Origin of the sequence: Aeromonas popoffii (assembly GCF_000820025.1) — a bacterium.
Classification (GTDB): domain Bacteria; phylum Pseudomonadota; class Gammaproteobacteria; order Enterobacterales; family Aeromonadaceae; genus Aeromonas; species Aeromonas popoffii.
The window spans coordinates 59,425-76,335 of record NZ_CDBI01000060.1 but is presented as its reverse complement, the minus strand read 5'-3'; the positions used below and the strand labels follow the sequence as shown (position 1 = coordinate 76,335).

At 47.6% G+C, this 16,911-nt stretch carries 19 protein-coding genes; 8 read left to right on the top strand and 11 right to left on the bottom strand.

Going from position 1 to position 16,911, the window contains the following annotated elements; translation table 11 throughout:
* The 6 genes from BN1129_RS12805 to BN1129_RS23415 all read right to left on the bottom strand — a co-directional run.
* On the bottom strand, window positions 1-800 hold an 800-nt coding region (locus BN1129_RS12805; protein WP_042037021.1), incomplete at its 3' end, for an IS256-like element ISAs3 family transposase.
* 127 nt (window positions 801-927) lie between these two features.
* On the bottom strand, window positions 928-1,539 hold the full coding sequence (locus tag BN1129_RS12800; protein ID WP_042037020.1) for a hypothetical protein: 612 nt from the start codon (window positions 1,537-1,539) through the stop codon (window positions 928-930).
* 21 nt (window positions 1,540-1,560) lie between these two features.
* Complete coding sequence (locus BN1129_RS22580) at window positions 1,561-1,782, bottom strand: hypothetical protein (protein WP_084204646.1); 222 nt, start codon at window positions 1,780-1,782, stop codon at window positions 1,561-1,563.
* 92 nt (window positions 1,783-1,874) lie between these two features.
* A complete protein-coding gene (locus BN1129_RS23425) occupies window positions 1,875-2,228 on the bottom strand; it encodes a hypothetical protein (RefSeq protein ID WP_157013384.1) in 354 nt (117 codons plus the stop codon).
* Between the two features lie 566 nt (window positions 2,229-2,794).
* The gene (locus tag BN1129_RS23420) at window positions 2,795-3,229 is read right to left on the bottom strand and encodes a hypothetical protein (protein WP_157013383.1); all 435 of its coding nucleotides are present in this window, start codon (window positions 3,227-3,229) and stop codon (window positions 2,795-2,797) included.
* 129 nt (window positions 3,230-3,358) lie between these two features.
* The gene (locus BN1129_RS23415; protein WP_157013382.1) at window positions 3,359-3,742 is read right to left on the bottom strand and encodes a hypothetical protein; all 384 of its coding nucleotides are present in this window, start codon (window positions 3,740-3,742) and stop codon (window positions 3,359-3,361) included.
* 948 nt (window positions 3,743-4,690) lie between these two features.
* On the opposite strand from BN1129_RS23415, the gene BN1129_RS12785 reads away from it, so the two are divergent.
* Window positions 4,691-5,608, top strand: coding sequence for an IS5 family transposase (locus BN1129_RS12785; protein ID WP_042037018.1), 918 nt, complete (start codon window positions 4,691-4,693; stop codon window positions 5,606-5,608).
* 164 nt (window positions 5,609-5,772) lie between these two features.
* Here BN1129_RS12785 and BN1129_RS23410 read toward each other — a convergent pair whose 3' ends face one another.
* The 3 genes from BN1129_RS23410 to BN1129_RS23405 all read right to left on the bottom strand — a co-directional run bounded on the left by BN1129_RS23410 (window position 5,773) and on the right by BN1129_RS23405 (window position 10,175).
* Window positions 5,773-6,396, bottom strand: coding sequence for a hypothetical protein (locus tag BN1129_RS23410; protein WP_157013381.1), 624 nt, complete (start codon window positions 6,394-6,396; stop codon window positions 5,773-5,775).
* 366 nt (window positions 6,397-6,762) lie between these two features.
* Complete coding sequence (locus tag BN1129_RS12780) at window positions 6,763-7,707, bottom strand: HNH endonuclease (protein WP_042037017.1); 945 nt, start codon at window positions 7,705-7,707, stop codon at window positions 6,763-6,765.
* Window positions 7,708-7,721: 14 nt separating this feature from the next.
* The gene (locus tag BN1129_RS23405) at window positions 7,722-10,175 is read right to left on the bottom strand and encodes a P-loop NTPase fold protein (protein ID WP_157013380.1); all 2,454 of its coding nucleotides are present in this window, start codon (window positions 10,173-10,175) and stop codon (window positions 7,722-7,724) included.
* 289 nt (window positions 10,176-10,464) lie between these two features.
* Between BN1129_RS23405 and BN1129_RS23850 the strand changes: the two genes are divergently transcribed.
* From BN1129_RS23850 to BN1129_RS12755, 5 genes are read left to right on the top strand one after another with little or no spacing between them, the layout of a single operon-like run.
* Window positions 10,465-10,632 carry a hypothetical protein gene (locus tag BN1129_RS23850; RefSeq protein WP_167335278.1) on the top strand — a complete coding sequence of 56 codons (168 nt, stop codon included), beginning with the start codon at window positions 10,465-10,467 and terminating at the stop codon, window positions 10,630-10,632.
* Window positions 10,629-11,069, top strand: a complete 441-nt coding sequence (locus BN1129_RS12770) for a recombination protein NinB (protein WP_042037015.1) — start codon at window positions 10,629-10,631, stop codon at window positions 11,067-11,069. Before BN1129_RS23850 ends, BN1129_RS12770 begins: the two co-directional genes overlap by 4 nt.
* Window positions 11,066-11,491, top strand: a complete 426-nt coding sequence (locus BN1129_RS12765) for a hypothetical protein (protein ID WP_042037014.1) — start codon at window positions 11,066-11,068, stop codon at window positions 11,489-11,491. Before BN1129_RS12770 ends, BN1129_RS12765 begins: the two co-directional genes overlap by 4 nt.
* Window positions 11,488-12,201 (top strand): phage antirepressor KilAC domain-containing protein, encoded by a 714-nt coding sequence (locus tag BN1129_RS12760; protein WP_042037013.1) that lies wholly within the window; start codon window positions 11,488-11,490, stop codon window positions 12,199-12,201. Before BN1129_RS12765 ends, BN1129_RS12760 begins: the two co-directional genes overlap by 4 nt.
* Window positions 12,202-12,222: 21 nt before the next feature.
* The gene (locus tag BN1129_RS12755) at window positions 12,223-12,921 is read left to right on the top strand and encodes a TIGR02642 family protein (RefSeq protein WP_042037012.1); all 699 of its coding nucleotides are present in this window, start codon (window positions 12,223-12,225) and stop codon (window positions 12,919-12,921) included.
* Window positions 12,922-14,204: 1,283 nt separating this feature from the next.
* Here BN1129_RS12755 and umuC read toward each other — a convergent pair.
* Both umuC and umuD read right to left on the bottom strand, forming a co-directional pair.
* Entirely contained in the window at window positions 14,205-15,485 is a 1,281-nt protein-coding gene (umuC, locus tag BN1129_RS12740) for a translesion error-prone DNA polymerase V subunit UmuC (protein WP_042037010.1), read from the bottom strand.
* The gene (umuD, locus tag BN1129_RS12735; protein ID WP_042037009.1) at window positions 15,482-15,904 is read right to left on the bottom strand and encodes a translesion error-prone DNA polymerase V autoproteolytic subunit; all 423 of its coding nucleotides are present in this window, start codon (window positions 15,902-15,904) and stop codon (window positions 15,482-15,484) included. Before umuD ends, umuC begins: the two co-directional genes overlap by 4 nt.
* A 188-nt stretch (window positions 15,905-16,092) precedes the next feature.
* On the opposite strand from umuD, the gene BN1129_RS23400 reads away from it, so the two are divergent.
* Both BN1129_RS23400 and BN1129_RS12730 read left to right on the top strand, forming a co-directional pair.
* Window positions 16,093-16,251 carry a hypothetical protein gene (locus tag BN1129_RS23400; RefSeq protein ID WP_157013379.1) on the top strand — a complete coding sequence of 53 codons (159 nt, stop codon included), beginning with the start codon at window positions 16,093-16,095 and terminating at the stop codon, window positions 16,249-16,251.
* A 68-nt stretch (window positions 16,252-16,319) separates the two neighbouring features.
* Window positions 16,320-16,514, top strand: a complete 195-nt coding sequence (locus BN1129_RS12730) for a DUF3283 family protein (protein WP_042037008.1) — start codon at window positions 16,320-16,322, stop codon at window positions 16,512-16,514.
* Window positions 16,515-16,911 lie beyond the last annotated feature (397 nt).

Sequence of the window (16,911 nt, the reverse complement as noted above, 5' to 3'; positions counted from 1 at the left end):
ACATAGCGCAGCGAGTTGCGGACCATGTGGACGATACACAGTTGAACCTTGGTCTGCGGATACTCCACGGCAATGGCATCAGGGAAGCCCTTGAGACCATCCACACACGTGATCAGGATGTCTTCCAGGCCGCGGTTCTTCAGCTCGGTCAGGACCGACAGCCAGAACTTTGCTCCTTCGGTCTCAGCCAGCCACAGGCCCAACAGCTCCTTGTGCCCCTCCATATTGATGCCCAGTGCCAGATAGAGCGACTTGTTGATCACCCGCTGGTTCGCGCGGATCTTCAGCACAATGCAGTCCAGATAGACGATGGGATAGAGCGGATCCAGCGGCCGGTTTTGCCATTCGTGGACCTGCTCGATGACACGTTCGGTCACCTTCGATACCAGCCCCGCCGAGATGTCGGCGTCATACATCTCTTTGAACGCGTCCACGATATCCCGCGTGCTCAAGCCCTTGGCGTAGAGGGCGAGGATCTGGTCGTCCATCTGGGTCAGGCGTGACTGGCCCTTGCGGACAAACTGAGGCTCGAAGGAGGCGTTACGGTCACGAGGCGCCTGGATGGTGACCTCCCCGTGCTGCCCTTTTAGGCGCTTGGTGGAATAGCCATTACGATTGTTGCCGGTCCCGCGGCCTTGTGGGGCGTGTTTCTGGTAGCCCAGATGCTCGTCCATCTCGGCATTAAGCGCGGTCTCGACGGTGAGCTTGATCAGCTGTTGGGTGAGGGTGCCGAGATCTTTTTCAGACTTGATGTCTTTTGCCAGCTCAGCGGCGAGTGCTTTGAGTTTGTCTTGGTCCATTTGCTTACCCACGAAGGTATCCTTTTGAAAAAGTTACTTATTCGTGGGCGGTTACACAATTGGATTTACAGGCTCAGATCTGTACACCTAACGCTTGCGAGCGAAGTGTTACTGCTGAGTGCGATAGTTATGTTTCATCCGCTCCAACATACAATTTACTAGCATATGACTCGTCATCGAATCTTTTAATGTTTTGTAATATCTTAACTAGTGCATGACTTGTTTTCTCATTCTTTGAAGCGATAGAGTTCATAAAGTATGAGATGCGAACCCATGATTTAAAATGATCATTAGTCAAATCTGAAGCCACTGGAATCAAATTATTAAATATCTCTTTCTCATTTTCGCAATATTTTTGGACCTTGAGAACCACTTCTTCATTAATGCCATTTTGTTCAATGTTTAAAATTAAATTTTTAATAGCATCTTGGTTTTGCGTGTGATCCTTTCCGTAAAAATTACCTGGATTACATGATGGAGGAAAACCACTGAAATTGTGCTTCAAGAAAAATATTAAAAACTCACGAAGCCGTCTTTCAATCTTTATACTTTTTTGCTTCTCTTCGTTCTTCTGCCACACATCGATAACAAATATTATTATCAAAAGCTCAATGCAGACTCCCATCATTTCAGGTAGTAAATTACCAACCAGAAAGCCATCTTCAGATTTAAAAAAAGCCACCAGAGACAAGACAACAAGAGTTGCGATGAGGGCACATATGAAATTAGTTCTTGTCATTTATATTGTTATCCTATTGCCCTATAAAATTACTTTTGTAAAAGACTTGGTTGTTCCAAATGGTGGGTATATTGACATAGATTCTCTCACCTCATATTTGGCTACCAATTCACCAGATGAATCAACTTCGTCATAGTAGTATATGTCAGTATCCCTGCCTTTCCTCTGCTCCCATTTGGTTCCTGTTGCGACCAAGTTGTTGCCATCACTTATACCAATTAAATTTTTATGTTCGATACTCATAGTTATCTCCGTAAACATAACATTTGGTTAAGGGGCGGGCTTCGTCCCGTCCTAGTGAGCGAAGCGAACTGTCTGAACCGCTTTTTAGCGGTTTACCGATTGGACGGTTGTTGTTGCGCGGCTTGTTCAAGTTTTTCTGGCTGAGGATTTCCATGCTCAACCCAATCAAATGAAAAAACTCTCATTTGATCTTTCGCAAATTCTGTTGCTTTAGCCCCTGTAAAGCCTGAGCCAGGAAGACCTGATTCTTGCTGGACAACCAGGATGGTCAATGGTGGAAGTTTTTCAATTAGGCAGTATGACTGTATTGGCTCAAGCAATTTTCCTAAGCCTGCTGCTGGAACACCAACCAGCTTTGATAGGATTCCGTAGGTTAATGATTGCCTTCCTTTTGCCGCTAGTGCCAATACTGCCCAGATTTGGCTTGCTCTTTCAGACCGCGTCATATGATTTCCTTAAACTGCTAACAGTGATTAGATAGAAGGCGGTACTAACATGTTAGTGGTGCCTTCCATCTAACTCCGCTCCGGCCTGATATAGGGCATCCACAATTATATTTTAAATCAATCTATTACCTACTGGCCTCTGAAGCTGAACGTGTTCTCTTGACTTCCTCTTTTTGCTCCAGCATTACGGCTGTGTATAACAACAGTAATACGGCAAACGCATTAGCTACCGCCCCTAGGTTACAGCCCACAGAATGCTGCTTTTGACCTGTGATCTGGCGGTTGAGAACGTCGCCATCGGTAGGCCCTGTTTGAGGTATAGGAACCAGTTGAGGAGCATACCAATCGGCACTCATAAAGTTGAGCGATTTCTTGGCCAAGTCTGTGATATCGGACTTGTTTTTGACATAAATCAGAAAGCAATCAATAAGGTATAAGTTATCAATTCCGGCTGAGGATACAGTTCAGCTTCTTTCGTTTGCAGCTAAGGTATAGGCGAACGTAAAAAGTGCCAACGTTGAGTTAGTGTTTTTTATTGCTCTAGCAGAATGGCCAATTATATTTGGTTAATCTTTACACTGGCTAAGCATATAATTGACTACAGTTTTCGTACCGCCTGTTTTAAATACCATGTCATTAAATGTTAAACTTCCAGTAGTTGCAGCATCCAATATGAATTTTGTATCATTTTTATTCTGAGGTCTAAAGATTATTGATGACCCATAACCTTGAGCAGCAAAGCTGATTGTTCGTCCATTCACTTTGGATTCAAATACAGTGTCGATATGCTCTTGAGATATATCCTTCAAACTATGAGAAATAAAAGAAACTTGTATGCCACCACCATATGGTATTGCCGGTGAAAAGGAGTAAGAGAATTCACCATTAATAACGTCTTTAGACCAAGCTATACAGTTACTTGTTGCAGTACTATAGTCAGTTGCAGCATGAACGTAAGAGCCAATTAATAGTGTTGAAATAATGCAGGCTTTGTAAAGCATAAGATACCGTATTAAATTCCAATGGGTGCTAGAGAGTAACCAATATATTTATGGGATCATGTTTAACGCTTCTTTGCGATAGAACAGCATTCATTAATAAATATGTTTGATCGCAATACTTACCATTTACTATGAATTCGCTGAACAAATTGGGTTTACAGTGTATATTGTCTGCTCTGGAGCCATTGCACCACCGGTAGCGAAGTCAATTGGAATAGAGAAGATCCCAAAATCAATAAAGATACCTAGCAAACTTGTTCCATCAAATTTCCAATCAGTGTGAGAAACACCGGTTGAGCAATTCGGTGCTTTTGCTTCTAGAATCGTTTTATTACCGCGTTTCTGTGAAAACATAACAGTATCTTTACCCATGCTCATTCCATCAACATACAAGGTGGCATCAGGGTTTGCTGAGCGGACTGTGATATTGTCACTGGTACCATTAATGATACCAGCGCAGCCTGATAGACCGACGCAAGAAATCAGTCCCAAAGCTATCGCAGATTCTTTCATTTTTTCTCACTTAAATATAATTGGCAACGTGTGGATTCGTTCGGTAACCAGAATAGCAATTTATTGTTTATGATATCAATAGATAATTTGTCTTTGTTTAGTAAAATGTTAGAACAAAAGGAGGGGTATTCAATCACCGATTAAGCTCCGGTTCAGCTTCGTGAAATATTAAGAGTGAATATGTACTGTTCGTGATGAGATTAGAGTTTTATTAACAAGGAGGATTTGATTTTATCATTTGGTATTTAATAAATGGCTATCGAAGTTAATCGCAATATAGCTTGCAGAAGCCGATTTTTTCACCAAGAAAGAGTTAATAGCTTCAACACCGGGTTGTCGCTTCTTATTCCGTCATATCTCCTTCACTCCCGTAGCTAAACCGGGTGGCTAGGTTTCACCGGAAGAGATAACGGATGATATGCTCAGAAAATTTGGGGTTAGTAATAGCCCCGCAGCACTTCGAACATAGCTGCATTTTTGATTGACATTCCGCGTATTGAACAGGATGTAAAGATGACTTATATGGGTCTGAACGTTGAGCAAAATGAGACGTTAGTCCGAAGGGGATCACAGATTTTGTGGGGGGAAGCAGGGAAGGGAGGAGAACAGCAGTGTGCTCTCCGGCCGGCGGAAGTGCGGGCTGGAATCCTCAAGGCTGCGCCTGTTGTCACGGTATCTCAGTATGGATCCCGCGTATCGATGAGTGCCTGTGAAATGATGGCAGAAGCGTGGGATCGATCATCACAGGCCGATGCTGTGGCTAGGGAGCTGCAGCAGGTGCTGGCTGAGAGGGCTCGTCAGGGAGTGAGTATTACTTGGGGGAGAAGACACCGGTCTGGGGCCGGTGCCCACTGATTACTGGCGTTGTTGCCCAAATCGATGCAGCTTGAATGGAACTAACTGAGGACTCGGTGATCTGATCACCACCATCCTCTTCAAGTCTGCATCATGAGCACGTCGCTTCACCCCATCACCAACTGGCCTCAATACAACCAGTCTTTGATTAACCGTGGTTCCCTCACCTTCTGGGTTGATTCCGAGGCCATGAACAACTGGTTCCACCACGACCATCACGGACGGCGAGGCCGCTGCCAGCTCTACACAGACCAGACCATCTCTACCTTCCTGATGCTCAAGGGGATTTTCAGCCTCACGCTTCGCGCAACTCAGGGGCTACTCGACTCCCTGTTCGAGTTGATGAATGTGCCGCTGTGCGCACCGGACTATAGCTGCGTAAGCAAGCGGGCCCGCACGGTGACGGTGGCCTATCGACAGCCCGCCAAGGGACGTATCACCGACCTGGTTATCGACTCGACTGGCCTCAAGGTGTTTGGTGAAGGCGAGTGGAAGGTCAGAAAACACGGTGCCGAAAGACGGCGAGTGTGGCGCAAGCTGCATCTGGCGGTGGACCCAGCAACCCACGATATCGTGGCAGCAGAAGTGTCATTGGAGAATGTCCATGATGCCGAGGTGCTGCCAACCTTACTCAATCCACTGCGGCGCAAGCTGGGCCGTGTTTATGCGGATGGCGCCTACGACAACAAAGCCAGCCATCAGCTTATCTCGCGCAAAGGGGCAACAGCCTGTATCCCGCCTCGCAAGAACGCGGGACTCTGGAAAAAGGGGCACCCAAGAAATGAGGCCGTGCTGGTGATGCGCAAGGAAGGGCTGGCGCACTGGAAGAAGATATCGGGGTATCACCGTCGCTCGCTGGCAGAGACGGCGATGTATCGGTTCAAGCAGTTAATGATGGGCAAAATCAGTCTGCGGACCTACAACGGTCAGGTAGGGGAAGTAATGGCGTATGTTGGTGCAATCAACAAACTGAACACACTTGGTCTGCCTGTCAGAAAGTCCCGAGTGTAACGGTCACCTGGGGCTGGGGAAATCATGACTTGCTGTCTGATTTCGGCAACAACGCCCTGATTACTAAATCTGTACATTTTGTACCGCAGTGTGGCGGCACCAGTTTTTATGTATCCTTACATGCTTGCCAGCAAGCAGTTTTCTGACTCCATATTTTTATGTGCTTATTGTACTAGTTTTTCTAACTGCCTCATTTGGTGAGCATACTTCTTGTATTCTGAATATGCTTTCATGATAGTATCAGATTTAATTGAAGCAGAAGCACGCTCAACATATGTATCACCATATATTGATTCATAAGTAATAATAACACTTATCTCATCCCCGCCGACCAGCCCAATCATTTCTGGTATACACCTATCTCTCTTGTCACTATTAGTTATGGAAAGTAATGGAGTCTCATCATCCACTTTTACGGTCGAGTTTTCTTTTGGCCAACCTGTAGCGAAACAATCAGCTTTTAAGTCTGCAGCACCTAGTACTAAGTCCCATTGATCAGACTCAAATCCTGATGCACTATAATTTCCAGTTCTAACTTCAAATCCTTTTATAATGGCCGGGCCAAAGCCCACATTAGATAAATATAACCCATTAAGTTTACCATCACCTTCGGCCATTGGTGTAAGTTGAAGAATTGGCCTTACACTCAACCTATTATGTTCTTTTGTTATATTATTTTGCTGCCATGAGAAGATAACCGTCAAGATAGATGTAACTAATGCAATTGTTGAAGCTATATTACTATACAAGTTTTTACTTTGATTTTCGTTTCGAGATGAAGAATCCATTTTTTCATTAACCCTGTATTGATGAAAATATGTATATTATTTAATAGGTCTCAAAAAGATAGTCTTTTCAATTGGTTTTAATATGCAACTATCCATTTGGGGGGGCGACTAAAATTAATAATGCACTGAGTGCTAATGATTGACGCCCAAGCTTTCATTGGATGAGTTTATACGTGCATTGGGATTAACCACCCCAAAATATCCTGGTCATCAATCAGGGTGAGTGGAAGAGTAATAGTCCAAAGAACATCCAAAAATAAATCTACAGCGAAGTTATCGCGCTGAACTAGGAGAGGGTCACGGCTCTCAAGGTTTGCTATGGAGTAGCATTGAGCGGGGAGAAGTACCCGCTCATGATTAGAGGTGTCAGGCAGACGCGATGCACTCGGCTTTGAAAATCTCATCACGATGATAGGCGAGGAACTCAGTCTGTTTGTGGTCGAACGAGCCGACGTTCTTGGGCAGCACAATACCCCACTGCTGCAGGATATGCTCGATGCAGGGCTCTGCACAAAGCAGGTCGCCGGCGTCAGTGAAGGTAATCCAGCCACGGTCGAACAGCTTGTCGATGTGGGGGGAGAGCAGAAGGCCGTTGTTCCCATCCAGACGTTCAGCGTTATCGCACTCACTCCATGGCTTGATGTGGCTGGCAATCAGCAGGGCCTTGTTGGTGACGCCGGTGACCCGGCAGGCGGGCTCTAACTGCTCGAGCCGACTACGGAAGAGGCCCTGGCCACGGCGGGATTTGACGAGTTGTAGCTTCTCTGTGCTCTCAAGGGCCGAGGCCTTGATGTCCGCCTCAATGGCATCGCCTTCGAGTTCGGCCTGGTGTTGCTCGACAGCGTCAGTAAAGAACGGGTTCACGCGGTTGGCCAATGAAAGCACCAGGTTGCCGAGCTCGTCGCTGATGCCCGCAAGGTAACAGCCCTGGTTACCGTTCAGGTTGGGCTGTAATGGTGAGTTCTTCGAGGGGAGCAGGGGAGCTATCAACTCCAGGTGGTCCTTCGGTCGGATTGGCTTTGCGAGCACCTCCCAGTCGATGAGAACCTCCCAACCAGCATCAGACCAAGCATCGCCGGCGCTACCAAACTCAGAGGGTTTGGATTGCTCACTGCAAGGTGCTGAAACCAGACCAATGGCTTTGATAAGCCCGCTGGCGTAAGAGATGACAATGTCTCCCGGCCGGGTCAGCGTGAGGTTGATATAGGTCTGATTCTTTGAGCCGTTGCGGTTCGCCTTGGGCGACCAGATGTAGCCGCCCCCTACTTCTGCACCGTACGTTTGCTTATGGTTTACCCACCAGAATGCCATCGTTTATCCTTGTATCAGACAGTTGCTTCATTTTCTTTATTAAGTTCGTTTGGCTTAGTCAAATCAGGCATGGCATCTTTAAGGTTAAGAATAAGACGGTATTCAGTGCTGAACTGGTCTCTTGTTTTATAATTGTTGATTTTATGGATGAGGTTGTTAGAGAAAGTAGATTTATCACTAATCAACCATCCCATAAAGAGGTCATAACAGTTTTCTTTGAGGCCAGGTTTTCCTGATATTATAATCTTGATGATTTCTAGTGTGTCATTGAGCAAATACATGTTGATGTTTTCCTTGCTATTCCCCTGTTCCTTAAATTTCGACATAAGTTTATTTACATCCGGCTTTGTAATATATCTTGGATTTATGGTTCCTTCGAGGCTCCTATAAAATAGTAGAAGTGTTCTTAATGAGAGGTCTAAGTAGTGGTTCATTATGTCACTTATTATTTCTTGAGCGAAGAAATGGTTCTTTGTACGTAAACCTTTTAGTTTTCCTATCATGTATGCACTGGTAATTTTCTCATTCTTAATTACATTGCTGTTTATCATAAAGGCTTTTATTAGAACAAGGCTAGGAATCAAAGAGTTTATCGGATATAACGCTTTGTAATCATAAATAAATCTGTCATAGTCTTTATAGTAAATCAGTTCATCTGTTAGCGTGTATATCTTATCTGCTAGAGTGGACATCTCATTTGATGAACAGCTTATCCTGCAAAGAGAATTAAGTTCAAGAAGACCGCGAAAATATGACTGCTCACTATCTCTTTGTTTATCATTTATTCTGCTTCGGGATGAAATTAATTGGAGTCGCTTTGGGAAATCATACTTACAACTTTGTAGTCTATTCTGTGGTTTCGCGTATTCATTTTGGGTGTCAAAGAAATAGTTAACAATTGCCTCTGATGACTTTGGATTGATTAGATTGTCTTCTAGTTTATTATTTCTTTCCACAAGTTTGGCAAAACTAACTTCATGTGAGGTATTATTTAGTAGTGATGTTATTAAATTCGGTTCGTAATGCATTAGTGTGGTAATCGCAAAAAGGTCTAATATATCACAATATCCATGCAATGAATTAACCCAATCCAGTTCAACCTGCCTCAATATTACTTTCAATTCTCTAGGGTTATTTAGGTAGCTTACCAGTGCATCCCGAGCGGATACAATACTGCCTTGAGAATTATTTGTGGAGAAAAAGTGACTTACATGACCTATATAGGTTAATCTCTTCTTCTGAAGAGTGCTATATAGGGCTTTTTTGATTGAATCTAGTGCATAGCTTCGATCAAGACTGACATACTCCTTATACCTACAAATTCGATTTATTATATTAGGGTTATTTAGCGTTTCTCCAACACTAAGTATGAATCGAAAGTTACCATTGTCATTTAGCCGATCTATCAGAGGAGCTATGCTATTTAGCATGACCTCCGCATCTTTATTTCTATCCAAATCTTCAAGTATGATTATTACTTTAAGGTTAAGCTTTTCTAATAAGTCATCAATCTCAGTTAGTTGCGAGCTTGGGGACGAGTGATTGTCAAACAATGGTAATATATCTAACCATAGGCTTTGTGCTCCCTTCAATGAGCTAATGTATTTTGATGGAAGGCCACTTAAACTTGTAGTTGATGTAACTTGACCTAGCGAATCGATAATTCTTTCAATTAGGTGCTTTTGTATCTGATCTTCAGAGCTATATGTTCCCCAACTGTTTATTCTACATTGAATGAAATTGTGATATGTCATCTGGACTTCAGATAAGGTCATATTGATGATAGATGACTTGCCAATTCCAAATGGACCTATTATTGCAATGCCTCTGGTGTCTGTGATGTTATTTGATGTAATGATATCAAATAACCGTTTAACAAGTTCCACTCTATTTAATCTATCTTGACTCAAGGTTAAAATTGCTGTTTCTTGTTGATGCCAAGTATCCATGTCATAGGATTCATTGTCTTCTGGCAATGGCGGTTTATCTGCGAGGCTGTATCTGATGGATTTAATAAACTGAGGAGTCTTTAGCCCAATAAAATAGAAGGCTATTTCAATAGACAAGTAATCTTTGAACACTATGTCGTTAGTGCAATAAATTATTGCAAAAAACACTATGATTGATAGCCTTAGCGGTGGGTTGATTATGACTTGTTTCAACTTTAGTTTTAAATCAAAAACACCGACTAAACTAATGCCATCTTCGTTTTCTAGTTTGTAGTTTCTTTCATTGTGAAATGTGTGATGGTAATTATAATCACCTGAGTTTATTAAGATGGATTTAGTTAATATTCCGGAGAGGAAGTAGATGAAAATAATAAGGTAGGCTTGAGTGGAACTGTATATGCTAATCCAGTTGGCAATGAAACCTTTTACAGCTTCCATTTCCGAAGCCATAGAGAATATCAGCCATGAAAGAAATGCGTAAACTGTAATATCAAAGTATCTATGAATTGTTTTGGTCATTTTTCCGCAATAGCTCCTCGATTAAGCTTCCAGCTTAAACTCAACATTCTTGAACCTCTCTACAAGTTTTATCACCTTGTAATCGCATTGATATACTAACTCAATTGGGGCTTCATGTTAATGAGCTATCTCAATGAAAAGGCTCTAATTCGAGAGGTTGCTATGTCGCGGGATACAATCTTGAAAACTCAGTAGTTGCTGGTGCGTGACATAAATTATCGATAGTGGGTACCATAGTCAGAGCCGGACCTAGACCACCCGGCTGTGTATGACCAAAAGGACCCAGACCATGACCAAACCACATACCCAAGATCTATCCGCAGCACGCCCACGCGGCTGTGCCAGTGTATCCAGCAGCCTGCGCAATTTTAACTTGGCTGATTTGATTGAAGTATTTCCTTTCAACCCCGTGCTAGTCGAGCCGTCCCTGGTGTTGCTCGGGGAGGGCGTAGCTTGAGCGCCTATCCCAAGTATTTCCTCCGCAGTCCTGAAATCCGATCCCGCGCTTGCCAGTTGGTTGCTGGCCTGCCGGTTGACCAGGACAAGCCGCTGGTCATCGAAATCAAGGAGATGATCCGGAGCCTAGCCCAGAACGCCATGTTATGGGCAGTACTGACCGACATCGCCGAACAGGTGAACTGGCACGGCCGCAAGCTCGCCAAGGAGGAATGGAAGCACGTTCTCAGCGCGGCGCTGTACCAGCAGGACGTGGTACCGAATATCGACGGTACCGGCTTTGTTGTGTTGGGTAAGTCCACTTCCAAGATGACCGTGCGCGAGATGCGCGACCTCATTGAGATGGCCCAAGCCTTCGGCGCCCAGCAGGACGTGCAGTTCGGTGATGAATCCCGCCGCGGCTTCGACTGGGTGGCCACCTACGGGAGGGCTGCATGATCCACCTTTCCGCCCTCGATGCTGCCCGGCTGCTGGGTAACAGCCCGAAGGTCAGGAGCGTAGCTAATCAGGTGCGCAAGGCTCAACAAGTCACCAGCCTGCACGACAAGGTGCAGGCCCAGCTTGTCGGTTTCCCAGACCCCGTCACCGAGCTGCTGTTCCACCCCAAGCGCAAGTGGCGGTTCGACTATGCCTGGGAAGAGCAGATGATCGCCGTCGAGATCCACGGCGGGATCCACTCCGGTGGCCGGCATACCCGGGGGAGGGGGTTCGTGGAGGACCGGGCCAAGATGAACGAGGCCGCCCTGCTTGGGTGGACTGTATTGGAGATTACCCCCGAACACATCAAGACCAGCCAGCTGCGCGCCTGGCTGCTGAAGGCATTTGAACAGACCAATAACCAACCAGGGACCCGACCATGAACTTGACCACCACAACTAACACCTCTCTGACCATGACTAGCATCGAGATTGCTGAGCTCGTGGGGAAACGTCATGACAATGTCATGCGCGACATCCGGGCTATGTTGCTTGAGCTTTACGGCGCTGGGGGTGACCTCAGATTTGAGGAGACCCACCAGAACAAACAAAATGGCCAGGACTACCCATGCTTCCACTTACCCAAGCGTGAGTGCTTGATCCTGGTATCGGGTTATAGCATCGAGCTGAGGGCTCGCATCATTGACCGCTGGCAGGAGCTGGAAGCGCAGCTTGTTCCATTACTGCCACGAACCTATGCCGAAGCGTTGCTTGAAGCCGGTCGTTTGGCCATGGAGCTTGAACAAGCCCAAGAGCAGATCGCCATCCAAACACCTAAGGCCGATTTTGCCGATCGTGTGGCCGGTGCCGACAAGGGCGTTCTTCTCGGTAATTTCGCCAAAACAGTGGGGATTGGGCCCAAGAAGATATTCACCATTCTGCACGAGATGCGGATCCTGATGAAGGGAGGTAATCGCCACAACCTGCCTTTCCAACAATTTCTCGACCTGGGTTACTTCGAGGTCCTCGAGAAGCCCTACGAGATCAATGGCGAGACTCGTCTTGCCTTCTCTCCCACCATCACCGGTAAAGGTCAGCAATGGTTGACCCACAAGCTTCTCGCTGCCGGCCATCTGCAAGCCCATGCTGCCTAACCCTCCCGAGGAGGACTGAATATGAGTAAGTCATTGGAAATGGCACTACGCCTTTTCTCACCGAAGGGAGCGCTCCATGAGCCATCCTCCGGCAATTTCAACGCACTGGGACGTGATGACTTGATCGGTGCACTGCAGGTTGCCGCCAAGAACAATCCTCAGGGGTATCAGTATCTGATGGCTGATCACCTGCTGGACACTGAGGCCACTCAGGGGTTGCTGGCTCATTTCAGCGAGACCCTGGGTTGTAGCGAGGCCGGTGGCATGGCTATGGCTATCTTATTACGCCGCCCGCAGTCAGAGCGGCTGGAGCGACTGGTGTTGTCTCACCCGCACTATGACAAGGAGCGCCGCCGGGCTGCGGTGGTGATGGAGAAGGCCAAGCGGGCGCACCGTGCCAGCAACAATCACGAGTACCAGCGCCTGTTGGCTGAGCGTAACGTGATCCTGTCTCTCGCGCGTGAACACTGTGTGGCTGAGATGATGCGATCAGGGCGTTGCCCGCACTGTAATGGTACCGGCATGCGGCCACGGCTCGGCGACGAATGCCCGAAGTGTCACGGTACCGGGCGAGTTGAACCAGATACTGAGTTGGTGTCTCGCCGGTTCGGCGTGCAGATGTGGCAGGCTGTAGAGCATGCAGTGGAAGAGGTGATTCATCAGGCGTCAGACTTGGTTCGAGTCATGGACCGGCAGGTGCGGGAGATGCGGGCGGCGTAGGAAATCATCATACACCATGCAAAATGGCTCTCTGCTAAAAACAAAATTTCATAGCAATGGAGTGTGACTTAAATGATTGAATGCATTGTCTTTATGTGCTTTTTTGAACGTTAAAATAGCACAAATTGTGATATATTTATATTGACGACCAAGCCATCATTGGCCATGATTCCGAGTAAACCATTTACTCACGAATCGTGAGTGAAAGGTGCAAAAAAGGGCCCTAAGGCCCTTGGATTTTGGTAATTATATCCTCTAGATGCTTATAAGCATTTAAAGCAAGCCTGACAAGTTGGACGAACGCGTTGGCTAGCTTGAGGAGCGATTCAGCTGAGTGAGCTATTGCAAGTAGCTTATCAGCTAGCTTCGAAGACCCTGCAGTTGCAAGCTGTGGGGTCTTTGTCTTTTCGGCACGTGCCGAGTCTTTCCGCCCCTTCGGACGTCTTGGTGGCGCCATATAGTGTCTCCCTATTCGGCGGTTGATAAAGTCTTTTGTCTAAATTCATATTCACCTCGCTCGCTGTTTGGTGTGGTTGGTGCCTTATGGTCAATCGCTGCATTTTCCGATCATTCGTCAGCAGGGACAAGGCATGATTATCAACTAGGAAAGGGCATACTGAATTGATTGCTCGAAGCTACCAGTAAACAGTTAGCAACGCCAAACTCATCAGAGCTTTTTGGGCCGTTCCTGAGTCTGTTTGAGCAGTATTTGTCCAGCGAACTCCTCTTAGGTCAAGTAAAGCTGCCATCATCACGCTGCCTGCAAGTCACGATTCGTAGGCATGTCCTCATTCTGCTTTCTTCTACGGTGTGCACTTCCTCTATTGCATCACCAAAATCATTTTCTGCTACCCATACAGATTGCTGTTACGCAATTCATAAAGCGAGTTACTCCGGGTGTGCAGGGCTACTACACACCGACTAGATTGAAAGTTGTGGGCAATGGAGGGACTCAATGGGCAGCAGACTCAAGGGGCATGCCTTGATGGTGGCGGGGTGGGGATTACTTCATGGCGACTTCTTCGATCTGCATTCAATCTCCGGTCTGATTGGGGTGTCGGACGCGGTAGCTGGCGACGTGTTGGTCTACCTGCGTCGTCTTAGCTACGTGGAGACAGTTGCAGAGACAAGGAGCTGCAAGCGTGAGCCTGGGAAGCGAAGCCCCCGTCGGGTTTTCATCAAGGTGATAGCCATCCATCCAGAGCCTCCGCCGAGAGCAGTAAAGGTGCCCTCTGACCCTAAGTGGGAGCCAGTCCAGCAGCAGCTGGCCAGGTTGGTTAAGATTATGCCTTCGCCGCGGGGAGCTCGCTGATGCTCGTTGTGTAGCGTGGGCTGAGTTGCTCCCGCTTCATCATCCACTCCCTGTTGTCACGGCCTCTTGCGGCAAAGTAGACCTTCCCCATTCGCCCCTGATTAATCCTGTCGATCACCTGCATGAGAGCATCGCTTCGGGGATCCTGCTGTTCGTTGATGAATAGGTCCCCCTGCTGGATGCCGGTAGGGGTGAAGTCGGAAAGCATGACACCGCCTTTCTGGTAGTGCTGATCTTCAACCCAGATCCGAGATAGAAGGGGGGCGATCAGAGATAGCAGGGCTCGGGTGTCATTGGTGGGAACCGCCAGCTTGGTGCTGATCTGGTTGCCGTAATAGGGAGCCTTGTTACTGAACGGGCTGGTGCGGATGAATAGGGTCACATGGCGGCAGCACATTCCCTCAGCCCTGAGCTTTTCGGCGGCTCGCTCCATGTAGCCGGCCAGGGCTTGATGCATGGGCTCCATGGTGGTGATCCGCTCGCCAAAGGAGCGGGAGCAGATGATCTGCTGCTTGGCCTGGGCCTCTTGCTCCAGCTCGGCGCAGGGGATCCCCCGCAGCTCCTGCACCGTTCGCTCAACGACGACCCCGTACTGGCGCCGTAGGCTCTTGGGATCTGCTGCAACCAGCTCGGCAACAGTCTTGATGCCCTGCTCGTTGAGTTTTGCCGACAGTCGCCGGCCGATGCCCCATATCTCATCCACTGGGGTAATGGCCATCAGCTTGGTGCGCCGTCCCTCGTCACGCAGATCTACCACACCGCCAGTGGCGGGCCATTTCTTGGCTGCGTAGTTGGCGAGCTTGGCCAGGGTCTTGGTTGGGCCAATACCGACACCCACCACAAGCCCAGTCCACTGCTGCACCCGCTCGCGAACTTGGCGGCCATACTCCACCAGGTCGCCAGCCCAGCTCTCGCTCAGCTCGATGAACGCTTCGTCGATGCTGTAGACCTCCACCGCTGGTGCCATCCCCTCCAGAATCGTCATCACCCTCTGCGACATGTCGCCGTAGAGGGTGTAGTTGCTGGAGAACCAGATCCCGCCCATGGCCTCGAAGAACTGGCGGATCTGGAAGTACGGCACCCCCATCTTGACGCCGAGCGCCTTTGCCTCAGCTGAACGGGCCACCACGCAGCCATCATTGTTGGAGAGCACCACGATGGGCCACCCCTTCAAATCAGGACGAAACAGCCGCTCGCAACTGGCGTAGAAGTTGTTCACATCGACCAGCGCCACAGCGCAGCTTTTGTTCATGGGGCTGGCATTCTGTGGATGACGAAGGTAACCACGCCGAAAATCTCCAGGTTCTGCCCATCACAGAAGTGAATAGGGCGATAGGCCGGGTTTCCCGGTAGGAGGCAGACCGACGGGCTGAGCTGGAGTTGCTTCACCGTGAACTCGCCATCAACGGCTGCCACGACCACGCTGCCATGAACTGGCTTGCTGCTGCGGTCTACAACCAGCATGTCACCATCGCGGATCCCGTGATCCACCATGCTATCCCCAGCAGCCCGCACGTAATAGGTCGCGGCTGGGTGGGCAATGCAGAGTTGGTTCAGGTCGATGGTCTGTTCGACGTAGTCCTGGGCGGGGGATGGGAAGCCGCACGCCGCAGGGGAGAGGAACAAGGGGATTTCCAATGTCGGGGCGTTGAAATCGGGAACTGCAAGCATGATGGGTGGCTCTGTTGTGCTGTATATAAATACAGTATAGCTTTGCCGGTCGTGAAGATCACCGTGGGGCGATTGGCTCCTGATATGTTGCTCTTGCAGGTAGCGTCACAGTCTCACACTGCAGCTTTGCAACAGGGTTCCAAATGGTGTTTAAATAGTGCAACTCTGATGTATAAGTAAGGAAAAACATGATCTTGCTGAAAATTGTGGTGGCTTTGCTGATGATTGCCTTCATGGCTGTCGGTTCTGTTCTATGGGGTGTTGTTGGATTTTTGATCACCCTGGGCATGACCATCGTTTTGAACGGAATGTTTAATCGCTGGGAGGCGAAGACGTCAGCGAAGTAGCCATATTATTTTCATGGGGAATGTCGGTTCAGGTCTGATTTGCCCATTTCGCCTGCAAGGAGTCGCCAATGTCATTCAATCTGTGTTCCCTGCCGAAAGAGCAGCAGGAGAGAGTTGAGGTCGAGAAGGCCGCCGCCTATGCGGTATGGAAGGAAAGGAACCCCGAGATCAAGGTGCCAGCCGAGAGTGAAGCTGGGAACTATAAGGGGGAGATGCAGGCTTACTTCCTGCAGCAGGTGGAGCGGTACCGGAAGGCCAAGTAGTGAGTCTAATATTTTAATAATGGAAGGTTTATTTAAAAGGCTAGAATCTCCCTACACTTATCAGTATTTTATAGTATTTAAAAAAATCGATGTAATAATTTTTTTAAATTAATTCAAGTGCGTTGACAGCATTGGTATCACAATGCATTGTAGTAAGACGCAGCGCTTGTGCAGCAATAATTAATCTGGAGGTATTATGAGGAAAGTTAGGTCTATTGGCATAGTTACTATCGAATCAAATGATGGCAAGGGAAAATTAGGGTATATTGTACTGGTTGATGGAGCTCGGATTGGTCCGGTATATTCCTCCTTGGCTGATGCAATCATTGCGCTTGTAAATCTCACTGAAGAGCTAGGGCTCAATGATGTGGGGTTGCGGAAGATTCAAAATTACGTA

Bases quoted from the DNA above. Each gene is read 5' to 3' on its own strand.
- BN1129_RS23420 (WP_157013383.1), bottom strand. From the start codon at position 3,229: ATGCTTTACAAAGCCTGCATTATTTCAACACTATTAATTGGCTCTTAC.
- BN1129_RS23425 (WP_157013384.1), bottom strand. From the start codon at position 2,228: ATGACGCGGTCTGAAAGAGCAAGCCAAATCTGGGCAGTATTGGCACTA.
- BN1129_RS12765 (WP_042037014.1), top strand. From the start codon at position 11,066: ATGATCCACCTTTCCGCCCTCGATGCTGCCCGGCTGCTGGGTAACAGC.
- umuC (WP_042037010.1), bottom strand. From the start codon at position 15,485: ATGAACAAAAGCTGCGCTGTGGCGCTGGTCGATGTGAACAACTTCTAC.
- BN1129_RS23400 (WP_157013379.1), top strand. From the start codon at position 16,093: ATGATCTTGCTGAAAATTGTGGTGGCTTTGCTGATGATTGCCTTCATG.
- BN1129_RS23415 (WP_157013382.1), bottom strand. From the start codon at position 3,742: ATGAAAGAATCTGCGATAGCTTTGGGACTGATTTCTTGCGTCGGTCTA.
- BN1129_RS12730 (WP_042037008.1), top strand. From the start codon at position 16,320: ATGTCATTCAATCTGTGTTCCCTGCCGAAAGAGCAGCAGGAGAGAGTT.
- BN1129_RS23405 (WP_157013380.1), bottom strand. From the start codon at position 10,175: ATGACCAAAACAATTCATAGATACTTTGATATTACAGTTTACGCATTT.
- BN1129_RS12780 (WP_042037017.1), bottom strand. From the start codon at position 7,707: ATGGCATTCTGGTGGGTAAACCATAAGCAAACGTACGGTGCAGAAGTA.
- BN1129_RS23850 (WP_167335278.1), top strand. From the start codon at position 10,465: ATGACCAAACCACATACCCAAGATCTATCCGCAGCACGCCCACGCGGC.
- BN1129_RS12785 (WP_042037018.1), top strand. From the start codon at position 4,691: ATGAGCACGTCGCTTCACCCCATCACCAACTGGCCTCAATACAACCAG.
- BN1129_RS12800 (WP_042037020.1), bottom strand. From the start codon at position 1,539: ATGACAAGAACTAATTTCATATGTGCCCTCATCGCAACTCTTGTTGTC.
- BN1129_RS12755 (WP_042037012.1), top strand. From the start codon at position 12,223: ATGAGTAAGTCATTGGAAATGGCACTACGCCTTTTCTCACCGAAGGGA.
- BN1129_RS12760 (WP_042037013.1), top strand. From the start codon at position 11,488: ATGAACTTGACCACCACAACTAACACCTCTCTGACCATGACTAGCATC.
- umuD (WP_042037009.1), bottom strand. From the start codon at position 15,904: ATGCTTGCAGTTCCCGATTTCAACGCCCCGACATTGGAAATCCCCTTG.
- BN1129_RS23410 (WP_157013381.1), bottom strand. From the start codon at position 6,396: ATGGATTCTTCATCTCGAAACGAAAATCAAAGTAAAAACTTGTATAGT.
- BN1129_RS22580 (WP_084204646.1), bottom strand. From the start codon at position 1,782: ATGAGTATCGAACATAAAAATTTAATTGGTATAAGTGATGGCAACAAC.